Raw genomic sequence first — 11,712 nt, forward strand, 5'->3', positions numbered from 1 at the left:
GAAAATACCTGTTCCTTTTTGAGCAATTTGCTCTCTTCCCGCAACCCATGCTGCGCCGATAAATGGGCACATGGATAGAAAACACCTCATTCTGGTCGGTGCGCCGATGGATGCCGGCAAGCGGCGACAGGGCTGCCGCATGGGCCCCGACGCCTATCGCGTTGCCGGGCTGGCCAAGGCCCTTGCAGATCTTGGGCACAGCGTCACCGACATGGGCAATGTTCAGCCAGACCCGGGTGATCTGCCCGAACATGACCACCTGTTCGCCCTGCCCGAATGCGTCGGCTGGACCCGCGCATTGGCCCGCGCTGCCAGGGACGCAGCAGCGACGGGCGTGCCGATCTTCATGGGCGGGGACCACGCCCTGTCGATGGGCACCGTCTCGGGCATGGCCGCCCATGCGCAGCAGATCGGGCGCCCGCTGTTCGTTCTTTGGCTGGACGCGCACAGCGATTTCCACACGCCCAACAGCACCGGCAGTGGCAACCTGCATGGCACGCCGGTCGCCTATTTCACCGGCCAGCCCGGGTTCGACGCCTTCCCTGCGCTGGCGGCCCCCGTGCCGACCGACCGCGTCGGCATGATCGGCCTGCGCTCGGTCGATCCCGCCGAACGCGCCGCGCTGGAGAAAGACCGCGCCATGCTGGCCGACATGCGCAGCATCGACGAACACGGCATCAAGGCCCCGCTGATGGCCTTTCTGGACCGCGTCCGCGCCGCGAACGGTATTCTGCATGTCTCGCTGGACGTGGACTTCCTTGATCCCGCAATCGCCCCGGCCGTCGGCACCACCGTTCCCGGCGGCGCCACCGAACGCGAGGCGCATCTGGTCATGGAATTGCTGCACGAAAGCGGGCTGGTCTGCTCGCTGGACCTGGTCGAACTGAATCCTTTCCTGGATGAACGCGGCCGCACCGCGAAACTGATGGTCGACCTGGCCGCCTCGCTGCTTGGACGCCGCATCTTCGACCGCATTACCCGGAGCTTCTGATGCACTCCCTTCAGGCCCCTTCGGCCGTGGTCATGATCCGGCCACACGCCTTTGCCTCGAATCCCGAAACGCGAGATGACAACGCGTTCCAGACGCTGGCCAACCACTCGACCGAGGCGACCTCGGCCGCCGCCCGCGACGAGCATGACCGCGCGGTCGAGCAGTTGCGCCACGCCGGCGTGACCGTACATGTGTTCGACGATTTCGGTGACAACGACACACCCGACAGCGTGTTTCCGAACAACTGGTTTTCGACCCATCCGGGCGGGCACGTGGCGATCTATCCGATGTTCGTCCCCTCGCGTCGGCGCGAACGTCGGATGGATGTGATCGAGATGCTGAAACGCGACTATCGCGTTCAGGACGTGATCGACTATTCAGGGCTCGAGCAGGACAACCTCGCACTGGAGGGCACCGGTGCGATGGTGTTCGATCACGTCGGGCGCATTGCCTATACTGTCAAATCCAACCGCGCCGACCCGGTGCTGTTGGAACGGTTCTGCACCCATTTCAACTATGAGCCCATCGCCTTCGAGGCCCGTGACGCGCAAGGCCGCGATGTCTATCACACCAATGTGCTGATGGGGATCGGCACACATTACGCCCTGATCTGTCTGGACATGATCACCGACCCCGAGCGGCGCGCGACCGTTCGGGCGCGGCTGGAGGAATCCGGCCGCAGGGTGATCGACCTGACTCACGACCAGATCGCTGAATTCGCCGGAAACGCCATTGAACTGACGGGCCGTGACGGGCTGATTCTGGCGCTGTCGAGCCGGGCTTTGGCCGCGCTGCGTCCCGATCAGATTGACATCATCCAGGACAGCGCGACGCTGCTGCCGCTGTCCGTTCCCACCATCGAAACCGCCGGCGGGTCGGTGCGCTGCATGATCGCAGGCATCCACCTGTCACGCCGCTAGGAGAGACCCCATGCAACCTTCCGACAAGGCGCTTGTTCCCTTCGTATCCGTCGACAACATGATGCGGCTGATCCACCACATCGGTGTCGAAAGAATGATCACCGAGATCGCCGCCCAGATCGAGGATGACTTCAAACGCTGGGAGAGCTTTGACAAGACCCCGCGCATCCCGGCCCATTCCCCGCATGGCGTGATCGAACTGATGCCAACTTCGGATGGCGAGGCCTATGGGTTCAAATATGTGAACGGCCACCCCAAGAACACATCCGAAGGCCTGCAGACCGTCACCGCGTTCGGCCTGCTTGCGGACGTGTACACCGGGTATCCGACCCTGTTGACCGAGATGACCATGCTGACGGCGCTGCGCACCGCGGCAACTTCGGCGTTGGTTGGCAAATACCTGGCCCCCAAGAACGCCACCACCATGGCGATGATCGGCAATGGCGCACAGTCCGAGTTCCAGTGCCTGGCCTTCAAGGCCATGTGTGGAATTGATACCGTTCGCCTTTATGACATCGATCCCGCCGCCACCGCGAAATGCGCGGCCAACCTGCAAGGGACCGGCTTGAACGTGGTTTCGTGCCGCTCGGCCGAAGAGACGATCGAGGGAGCGCAGATTATCACCACCTGCACCGCCGATAAGAAATACGCCACCATCCTGACCGACAACATGGTCGGCCCGGGCGTGCACATCAACGCGATCGGCGGCGACTGCCCCGGCAAGACCGAATTGCATCGCGATATCCTTCTGCGGTCCGACATATTCGTGGAATACCCCGAGCAGACCCGGATCGAAGGTGAAATTCAAGCGCTGGACCCTGACCACCCGGTCACCGAGATGTGGCAGGTCATCACCGGTCAGGCCGAAGGTCGCCGTGACGACCGTCAGATCACTCTATTCGACAGCGTCGGTTTCGCGATTGAGGACTTCTCCGCTCTGCGCTACGTCAAACGCGCGATCGAGGGAACAGAGTTTTTCGAGCCCTTGGACATGCTGGCCGACCCTGACGATCCGCGCGATCTCTACGGCATGCTGATGCGGGCCAAGTGAAGCCCCTTGGCACTGTCTTGCCGGCGGGCTGGTTGGGGGCTCTGCCCCCATCGCCTTCGGCGATCCCCCCGGGATATTTCTGGCCAGATGAAAGGTCTTGCGTTCGGATGGAATGCCAAAGTTCCATGCCTTTCCTTCCGTGCTAGCAGGCGGCAGTGTGTGGATTGACACACCGCAAAATTCATCTGGCTCAAAATATCCCGGAGCGCGAGGCAGAGCCTCGCACATGCAGTTGTGGCTGGGTCAGCCGCCCCCCTAGCCCGCGAGAGAGGGCAAGTAGAGAACGATTGCCGGAAACGCGACCAGCAGCGCAATCGTGACCGCATCAGCCACAAAAAACGGCGCCACGCCCTTGAACACGTCCTGCACGCTCAGATCCGGTCGCACACCTGCCACCACGAAACAGTTCAATCCGATTGGCGGGGTGATCAGGCAGAACTCGGCCATCTTGACCACCAAGATGCCGAACCAGATCGCGCACATGGGTCCGGACATGCCGAATGTGCTGTCGGCCGCGCTTACCGCTTCACCGCCGTTCAGCGCCATGACGGCCGGGTAGACAACCGGCAGTGTCAGCAGGAGCATACCGATCGCATCCATAAACATGCCCAGCACGGCGTAAGCTAGCAAGATACAGATCAGGATCAGCATGGGCGACATGTGCAAGGACGTGATCCAATCGGAGAACGCGCCGGGCAGATCGGCGAAGCCTAGGAACCGGACATAGATCAGAACGCCCCAGATGATCGTGAATATCATCGCCGTCAGCTTGGCGGTTTCCAGCAGCGCTGATTTCAGTTGCTGCCAGCGCATACCGTTGAAAACAGCGAAGCAGAACACGATGAATGCACCGATGGCTCCGCCCTCGGTCGGTGTTCCCCACGCATTTTCTCCAAACGGGTTGTAGACGAAGCAGATGATGATCAAGACCACCGCAACGATCGGCAAGGCCCCCGGCAACGCCGCAAAGCGTTGTTTCCAAGTGAAGCCAGTTACCGGAGGCCCGACCGACTTGAAAACCATCGCAATGCCGACGATCAGCAACCCGTAAACCAGGGCGGAAAAAGCGCCGGGAATGAACCCGGCCAAGAGCAGTTTGCCAACGTCCTGCTCGACGATGATCGCATAGATCACCAGGATCGCCGAAGGCGGGATCAGCGAGGCCAGCGTGCCACCGGCGGCCACCACGCCGGCCGCGAAGCGTTTGTTGTAGCCGACCTCCAGCATCTCGGGGATGGCGATGCGTGCGAACACGGCCGAGGTGGCCACCGAAGCCCCCGAAACCGCTGCGAAACCTGCGGTTGCAAAGACCGTGGACACCGCCAGGCCACCGGGTACCCAGGCGATCCAGCGCTTGGCGGCCTCGAACAGGGCGCGCGTCAACCCGGCGTAGTAGGCCAGATACCCGATCAGGATGAAGGTGGGGATCAAGCTGAGCGTGTGAGACGCCACCTTGGAATGCGGCACCTGTCCGGCCGTCTTGACCGCGACGGTCAGCGCCTTTCCGAACCGATCCGGATCATAGCCAAACTTGGCCCAGAAGACCCACACCAGACCGACAAGCCCCGCCAAACCGGCGGCGAAGGCCACACGCATACCAGCGACCACCAGTACCAGCAGACCACCCGTAACCCAAAGGCCGATGTCAATCGTGTCCATGTGTCAGTCCCGCTTCTCAAACTGCTCGGCTTCGGCGGCGGCTTGCGCGGCCACATCTTGAATCATCGGAACCCCCGCAGGGGCATCAAGGCCCAGCACGAAGGCGCGCCCATAGCCCCAGATCTGCAGACACAGCCGCAGGCAGAGGACGGAAAACGCAACGGGCGCCAACAGCTTGGCGGGCCAGATCGGGATACCGATGTCGATTGAACTGTCGCGGCTCCACATCGGGGCGCCGAAATCGAAGGACCGGTCGAAATGCGCCCAACTGCCCCAGACCAGCGCCACCATAAGGACAAGGATCAGAACAACCGAGACGAGTTCGAACAGCCACAGTGCACGACCGTGCAGGCGCGCAATGACGATGTCCATTCGGATATGCCCGCCCTCTCGCTGCACATACGAGATCCCAAGGAAGGCGATCAGCGGCATGGCCTGCTCGATCCAGTCGACATACCCCGGCAAGGGGGCATTGACCGCGTTTCGGCCGCTGACGGAAATCACGGCCAGTACCATCAATCCGAACACGGCAAGCCCACTGAGCAAGGCCAGAAAACGTTCGAGTTTCAGCAAATGCCGGTCAAGACGACTAAGCAAACTGCCGTCTTCCAGCACGGTGGCCTGTCCTGCCATCCGGTCGTCCCCTATCTGGAAAAAAACCGGGGGCCGATGCGCCCCCGGTCAGTGGTGTCAGTTGCCGCCGCGCTGCTGCTTGAGCGTGGATTGCACTAGGTCATACAGCTCTTGCGCCGGAAGGCCCTGGGCCGACATGTCGGCGATCCACTGTTCGCGGATCGGGTCGGCCGCCTTGGCCCGGAACTCGGCCAGGACCGCGTCGTCGATCATCACCTTCTGCACGCCCTTTTCTTCCAGAACGCTGTCCCATTTCTTGAGCAACTCGCCATAGTTCGCGAGATAATGCGCAATGGCTTCGTCGATCGAGCTGTCCAGAGCCTCGCGATGTTCCGGCGGCAGCGCCTCGTAGGCGTCGATATTCACCACGACCGGGCAATTCACCGTGCCCGGGTTCAGGTTCGCGGTCCACCAGTCCGCCTCGTTGATGGTGCCGAAGGACAGATGCGCATGCTGGGCGAAGGCCACGGTATCGACGACGCCGGACTGCATCGCGTTGTAGGCTTCGGTAGCGGGCACCGACGTGGGCACCGCGCCTACCGACTCGAACGCGTTGCCGATGCCACCGGTCGCGCGCACGCGCATGCCTTCAAACTCAGACAGCTCATCCCGTGGCTCACCCTTGCCGACCAGATTGTACTGCGGCATCGGCGAGGTCATTAGGATGCGTGCATTCCACTGTGCCATCTCGTCCTTGACCGCAGGGTGGTCATAGACCGCATGGCTGACCGCGACCTCTTCGTCCAGCGTGTTCACACCCAGGAACGGCAGTTCCAGCACCGTGATCGCGCGGTTCTTGTCGCGGTGATAACCCGCGCAGAACTGGGCCATCTCGAAGGCGCCGATCTCGATCCCGTCCAAGTTTTCCCTGGGTTTGGACAGGCCACCATAGCTGACATTGATGGTAAAGGCGCCATCGGTCTTCTCGCTGACCAGTTCGGCCAGCTTTTCCACATGTTCGGTGAAAGCACGGCGCTTGCCCCAGACCGACGCGTTCCATTCCGTCGCGGCCGCTTCGGTCACGAAAGACACGGCCAAGGCGGCGATCGCCGCGCCGCTCAACATCTTGTTCATCATAATCTCTCCCTTTGGCACACCCCCTCCCGGGGCGCTTGGGGTCAAGCTAGCGCCAACATGTGAATGTGCCAAGCCCCCGTTCCGACCAGCGCTCCAACAGTCGGGCAATGGACACGCCGTGCGGGAATTGCACCGGGGCAGGCTTCCCCATGACGGGAAGAAACTGCACGACGACATCGTTTACAAAATCACGGAGAAAATTTCGTTGTTTTACAGACACCCAGATCTTGGGAACATAGAAAATTTTTACAATTCGCAACTGTATCGAGAAAGTTGTTTACAAACAAATCCAAGGATTACGGCAATTTATTTCTTTCTTTTCGCGATGCCGTATTATCCATCGCGGGGAAGAAGCGGATCGACGATGCCCAAAGAAGGGGCAAACTTGATCCATCGAATATCCAGTCAGAGGGAGGAGCCTCAGTATGACCAGCGCTGCCCAGGCAGAAACCAAGGTTTATCCGCCATCCGCCGAAACCGTAGCCCGCGCCCATGTGGACGCCGAAAAATACGCCCGGATGTATGAGGAGTCGGTCAGCGACCCCGAGGCATTCTGGGGCGAGCACGGCAAGCGGATCGATTGGATCAAGCCCTATTCCAAGGTCAAGGACGTCAACTACAATTTCGGCGAGGTCAGCATCAACTGGTATGCCGACGGCACGCTTAACGTCTCGGCCAACTGCCTGGACCGACACCTCAAGACCCGGGGCGATCAGACCGCGATCATCTGGGAACCGGATGATCCGAATGACGAGGCCCAGCACATCACCTATGCCGAGCTGCACCGCCGCACCTGCCGGATGGCCAACATCCTGGAGTCGATGGGCGTGCGCAAGGGCGACCGGGTCGTCATCTATCTGCCGATGATCCCCGAGGCCGCCTATGCTATGCTGGCCTGTGCCCGCATCGGCGCGATCCACTCGATCGTGTTTGCCGGCTTCTCGCCCGACGCTCTGGCGGCCCGGGTGAACGGCTGTGACGCCAAGGTCATCATCACCGCCGACGAGGCGCCGCGCGGCGGCCGCAAGACCCCGCTGAAGTCGAATGCCGACGCTGCCCTGCTGCACTGCAAGGACACGGTGAAGTGCCTGGTGGTCAAGCGCACCGGTGGCCAGACCACCTGGATCGAGGGGCGCGACTTTGACTACAACGAAATGGCGCTGGAGGCCGACGATTACTGTGCCCCGGCCGAGATGAACGCCGAAGATCCCCTGTTCATCCTCTACACTTCGGGCTCGACCGGCCAGCCCAAAGGCGTGGTGCATACCACCGGCGGCTATCTGGTCTATGCCTCGATGACGCATGAGATCACCTTCGATTGCCATGACGGCGACATCTATTGGTGTACGGCGGACGTGGGCTGGGTCACCGGGCACAGCTATATCGTCTACGGCCCGCTGGCCAATGGCGCGACCACGCTGATGTTCGAAGGTGTGCCGACCTATCCCGACGCCTCGCGGTTCTGGCAGGTCTGCGAAAAGCACAAGGTCAACCAGTTCTACACCGCCCCCACCGCGATCCGCGCGCTGATGGGTCAGGGCAACGAGTTCGTCGAGAAATGCGACCTGTCCAGCCTGCGCATCCTGGGAACCGTGGGCGAGCCGATCAACCCCGAGGCCTGGACCTGGTACCACGAGGTCGTCGGCAAGGGGAAATGCCCGATCGTGGACACTTGGTGGCAGACCGAGACCGGCGGCCACATGATGACCCCCCTGCCCGGCGCGCATGCGACCAAACCCGGGTCGGCGATGAAACCTTTCTTTGGTGTTCAGCCCGTCGTGCTGGACCCGCAGTCTGGCGTCGAGATCACCGGCAACGGGGTCGAAGGCGTGCTGTGCATCAAGGACAGCTGGCCGGGCCAGATGCGTACCGTCTGGGGCGATCATGAGCGGTTCGAGAAGACCTATTTCTCGGACTACAAGGGCTATTACTTTACCGGTGACGGCTGCCGCCGCGACGAGGACGGGGATTACTGGATCACCGGCCGCGTCGATGACGTGATAAACGTCTCGGGCCACCGCATGGGCACCGCCGAGGTCGAAAGCGCGCTGGTGGCGCACCCGGCCGTGGCCGAAGCCGCCGTGGTGGGCTATCCGCACGACATCAAGGGACAGGGCATCTATTGCTACGTCACCCTGATGAACGACCGCGAGCCCACGGAGGAGCTTCGCAAGGAGTTGCGCCAGTGGGTCCGCACGGAGATCGGCCCGATCGCCAGCCCCGACGTGATCCAGTGGGCCCCGGGCCTGCCCAAGACGCGCTCGGGCAAGATCATGCGCCGCATCCTGCGCAAGATCGCCGAAAACGACTTTGGTTCGCTAGGCGACACCTCGACCCTGGCCGATCCTTCGGTGGTCGAAGATCTGATCGAAAACCGGGCCAACAAGTGAGGGCATGATGCAGGCTGATACGATCACCAAGCCCGCCGTCCTGATCCTTCTCGGCCCTCCGGGCGCCGGGAAGGGCACGCAGGCCCGCATGCTCGAAGATAAAATCGGTCTGGTGCAACTCAGCACCGGCGACCTGCTGCGCGCCGCCGTGGCCGCCGGAACCGAGGCTGGCAAGGCCGCCAAGGCGGTGATGGAGGCCGGTGGCCTGGTCAGCGACGACATCGTCATCGCGATCCTGCGCGACCGTCTGGCCGAACCCGACTGCGCGCGCGGTGTCATCCTTGACGGCTTTCCGCGCACCACGGTTCAGGCCGAGTCGCTGGACAAGCTGCTGTCGGAAAACGGCCAGAAGGTGAACGCGGCCATCAGCCTCGAGGTCGAGGACGCCGAGATGGTGACCCGTATCGCCGGCCGCTATACATGCGCCAAATGCGGCGAGGGCTATCACGACCAGTTCAAGCAGCCAAAGGTCGAAGGCGTCTGCGACAAGTGCGGCGGCACCGCCTTCAGCCGGCGTGCCGACGACAACGCGGAAACCGTTGCCTCGCGGCTGGCGGCCTATCACGAACAGACCGCGCCCCTGATCGACTATTACCAGCGTCAGGGCGTATTGAAGCGGCTGAATGCCATGGGTCAGATCGAAGAGATCGCCCGCGGCCTTGAAGGCATCGTGGGGGAGGCGATGCGCTAAAGGGGAAAGGCAAGCCCCCGAATTACGTTTCTTCACTGGAACCGCCTTGGCGGACCAGAGGAGCTTTGCCTGACGCCGCCCCCGGCGGTCAGGCCCAATCGAAGGGTGGCCCGGCGTTTCGGAGGACAAGGGCAATGGACCACCCTGGAGGAAGCAAGGAGGAAACCGCAATGGCGGATCATTCAACAAACTCCGCGCAGACTGCCGAAGCCGGCAAGGGCTATTGGCAGGCAAACCTGCGTCTCATCTACATCAGCCTCATCATCTGGGCGCTGGTGTCGTTCGGGTTCGGCATTCTGCTGCGCCCCCTGCTGGCAGGTATCGCTGTCGGCGGCACCGATCTGGGCTTCTGGTTCGCGCAGCAAGGCTCGATCCTGGTCTTTCTGGCGCTGATCTTCTTCTACGCCTGGCGCATGAACAAGCTGGATGCCGAATTCGGCGTCGACGAAGAATAAGGGAGCGAGGGGACAATGGATCAGTTTACCATCAACCTGCTGTTTGTGGGCGCGTCGTTCGCGCTCTACATCGGCATCGCGATCTGGGCCCGCGCAGGGTCCACATCGGAATTCTACGCCGCCGGTCGCGGCGTTCACCCGGTCACCAACGGCATGGCCACGGCGGCCGACTGGATGTCGGCGGCCTCGTTCATCTCGATGGCGGGTCTGATTGCCTTTACTGGCTATGACAACAGCTCATTCCTGATGGGCTGGACCGGCGGCTATGTGCTGCTGGCGCTTCTGCTTGCGCCCTATCTGCGCAAGTTTGGCAAGTTCACCGTGTCCGAGTTCATCGGCGATCGCTTCTACAGCCAGACCGCGCGCGTCGTGGCGGTGATCTGTCTGATCGTGGCCTCGGTCACCTACGTGATCGGCCAGATGACCGGCGTGGGCGTGGCCTTTGGCCGGTTCCTGGAGGTGTCGAACACCACCGGGTTGCTGATCGGCGCGGGCGTCGTGTTCGCCTACGCGGTGTTCGGCGGCATGAAGGGCGTGACCTATACTCAGGTCGCTCAGTACTGCGTGCTGATCACCGCTTACACGATCCCGGCGATCTTCATCTCGCTGCAGCTGACCGGCAACCCGATCCCGGCCCTGGGCCTGTTCGGCGACACCGCCGGCGGTGAGCCGCTGCTGACCAAGCTGGACGCCATCGTGGCCGAGCTGGGATTTGCCGAATACACCGCCCATCACGCGAATACGTTGAACATGGTTTTGTTCACCCTGTCGCTGATGATCGGCACCGCCGGCCTGCCCCACGTCATCATGCGCTTCTTCACCGTTCCCAAAGTGTCGGACGCCCGCTGGTCGGCAGGTTGGGCGCTGGTGTTCATCGCGCTGCTGTACCTGACCGCCCCCGCGGTTGGCGCCATGGCCCGTCTGAACATCACCGACATGATGTGGCCGAACGGCGGCATCGAAGGCGGCGCTGTATCGCTGGAGCAGATCGACAACGATGCCCGGTATGACTGGATGGCGACCTGGCAGAAAACCGGCCTGCTGGACTGGGAAGACAAGAACGGCGACGGCAAGATCCAGTACTACAACGATCAGAACGCCGACATGCAGGCGCTTGCCGAGGAAAAAGGCTGGGTCGGCAACGAGTTGACCAACTTCAACCGCGACATCCTGGTTCTGGCCAACCCCGAAATCGCCAACTTGCCGGGTTGGGTGATCGGTCTGGTCGCGGCCGGTGGTCTTGCGGCTGCGCTTTCGACCGCTGCGGGCCTGCTGCTGGCAATCTCGTCGGCGGTGTCGCACGACCTGATCAAGGGCTCGATCAACCCGAGCATCTCGGAAAAGGGCGAGCTTCTGGCGGCGCGGATCGCAATGGCCGTGGCCATCGTGGTTGCCACCTATCTGGGCCTCAACCCTCCGGGCTTTGCGGCGCAAACCGTGGCGCTGGCCTTCGGTCTGGCGGCGGCCTCGATCTTCCCGGCGCTGATGATGGGGATCTTCTCGACCCGCATCAACAACACCGGCGCGGTCGCGGGCATGCTGGCTGGTCTGACCGTCACCCTGGTCTACATCTTCCTGCACAAGGGCTGGCTGTTCATTCCGGGCACCAACTCGTTCACCGATGCAGACCCGCTGCTGGGTCCGATCAAATCGACCTCGTTCGGTGCGATCGGCGCTATGGTCAACTTCGGCGTCGCCTATGTGGTGGCCGGCATGACCAAGGAAACCCCGCAGGAGATCAAGGATCTGGTCGAAAGCGTACGCATTCCCCGTGGTGCGGGCGCGGCTCAGGACCACTGAGCCGGATGCGGTCCGCGATGATGCATCACGGGCCGTTTCCCTCGA

General features: G+C 62.2%; 10 protein-coding genes. 7 read left to right on the forward strand and 3 right to left on the reverse strand.

All coding sequences use genetic code 11. The features are described 5' to 3' along the window. Positions 1-70 precede the first annotated feature (70 nt). Genes rocF through ocd form a run of 3 tightly spaced genes read left to right on the forward strand, consistent with a single transcriptional unit; the run spans position 71 to position 2,962 of the window. On the forward strand, positions 71-991 hold the full coding sequence (gene rocF / locus AC2FMD_RS11515; protein WP_496712622.1) for an arginase: 921 nt from the start codon (positions 71-73) through the stop codon (positions 989-991). Then, positions 991-1,911: a citrulline utilization hydrolase CtlX gene (gene ctlX, locus AC2FMD_RS11520; RefSeq protein WP_496741898.1), complete on the forward strand. Its 921-nt coding sequence runs from the start codon at positions 991-993 to the stop codon at positions 1,909-1,911. Before rocF ends, ctlX begins: the two co-directional genes overlap by 1 nt. A gap of 10 nt (positions 1,912-1,921) precedes the next feature. Next, positions 1,922-2,962, forward strand: a complete 1,041-nt coding sequence (gene ocd, locus AC2FMD_RS11525) for an ornithine cyclodeaminase (protein ID WP_496741896.1) — start codon at positions 1,922-1,924, stop codon at positions 2,960-2,962. Positions 2,963-3,217: 255 nt separating this feature from the next. Here the strand turns inward: ocd and AC2FMD_RS11530 are convergent, their stop codons facing one another. The 3 genes from AC2FMD_RS11530 to AC2FMD_RS11540 are packed head-to-tail and all read right to left on the reverse strand — an operon-like array spanning position 3,218 to position 6,328. Then, entirely contained in the window at positions 3,218-4,621 is a 1,404-nt protein-coding gene (locus AC2FMD_RS11530) for a TRAP transporter large permease (RefSeq protein ID WP_496679719.1), read from the reverse strand. Between the two features lie 3 nt (positions 4,622-4,624). Further along, entirely contained in the window at positions 4,625-5,254 is a 630-nt protein-coding gene (locus tag AC2FMD_RS11535) for a TRAP transporter small permease (RefSeq protein ID WP_496741894.1), read from the reverse strand. 57 nt (positions 5,255-5,311) lie between these two features. Next, positions 5,312-6,328 (reverse strand): C4-dicarboxylate TRAP transporter substrate-binding protein, encoded by a 1,017-nt coding sequence (locus AC2FMD_RS11540; protein ID WP_496679714.1) that lies wholly within the window; start codon positions 6,326-6,328, stop codon positions 5,312-5,314. A 428-nt stretch (positions 6,329-6,756) separates the two neighbouring features. On the opposite strand from AC2FMD_RS11540, the gene acs reads away from it, so the two are divergent. The 4 genes from acs (at position 6,757) to AC2FMD_RS11560 (ending at position 11,667) form a co-directional block, all read left to right on the forward strand. Further along, entirely contained in the window at positions 6,757-8,721 is a 1,965-nt protein-coding gene (acs, locus tag AC2FMD_RS11545) for an acetate--CoA ligase (RefSeq protein WP_496741892.1), read from the forward strand. Positions 8,722-8,728: 7 nt separating this feature from the next. Next, positions 8,729-9,412, forward strand: coding sequence for an adenylate kinase (locus AC2FMD_RS11550; protein WP_496795073.1), 684 nt, complete (start codon positions 8,729-8,731; stop codon positions 9,410-9,412). 170 nt (positions 9,413-9,582) lie between these two features. Next, entirely contained in the window at positions 9,583-9,867 is a 285-nt protein-coding gene (locus AC2FMD_RS11555) for a DUF4212 domain-containing protein (protein ID WP_496679710.1), read from the forward strand. 15 nt (positions 9,868-9,882) lie between these two features. Then, a complete protein-coding gene (locus tag AC2FMD_RS11560) occupies positions 9,883-11,667 on the forward strand; it encodes a sodium:solute symporter family protein (protein ID WP_496679709.1) in 1,785 nt (594 codons plus the stop codon). The last annotated feature ends 45 nt before the right edge of the window (positions 11,668-11,712 follow it).

The sequence above is a fragment of the Ruegeria sp. BHSC276 genome (assembly GCF_059612945.1).

Bases quoted from the DNA above. Each gene is read 5' to 3' on its own strand.
- rocF (WP_496712622.1), top strand. From the start codon at position 71: ATGGATAGAAAACACCTCATTCTGGTCGGTGCGCCGATGGATGCCGGC.
- ctlX (WP_496741898.1), top strand. From the start codon at position 991: ATGCACTCCCTTCAGGCCCCTTCGGCCGTGGTCATGATCCGGCCACAC.
- AC2FMD_RS11550 (WP_496795073.1), top strand. From the start codon at position 8,729: ATGCAGGCTGATACGATCACCAAGCCCGCCGTCCTGATCCTTCTCGGC.
- acs (WP_496741892.1), top strand. From the start codon at position 6,757: ATGACCAGCGCTGCCCAGGCAGAAACCAAGGTTTATCCGCCATCCGCC.
- ocd (WP_496741896.1), top strand. From the start codon at position 1,922: ATGCAACCTTCCGACAAGGCGCTTGTTCCCTTCGTATCCGTCGACAAC.
- AC2FMD_RS11555 (WP_496679710.1), top strand. From the start codon at position 9,583: ATGGCGGATCATTCAACAAACTCCGCGCAGACTGCCGAAGCCGGCAAG.
- AC2FMD_RS11540 (WP_496679714.1), bottom strand. From the start codon at position 6,328: ATGAACAAGATGTTGAGCGGCGCGGCGATCGCCGCCTTGGCCGTGTCT.
- AC2FMD_RS11530 (WP_496679719.1), bottom strand. From the start codon at position 4,621: ATGGACACGATTGACATCGGCCTTTGGGTTACGGGTGGTCTGCTGGTA.
- AC2FMD_RS11535 (WP_496741894.1), bottom strand. From the start codon at position 5,254: ATGGCAGGACAGGCCACCGTGCTGGAAGACGGCAGTTTGCTTAGTCGT.
- AC2FMD_RS11560 (WP_496679709.1), top strand. From the start codon at position 9,883: ATGGATCAGTTTACCATCAACCTGCTGTTTGTGGGCGCGTCGTTCGCG.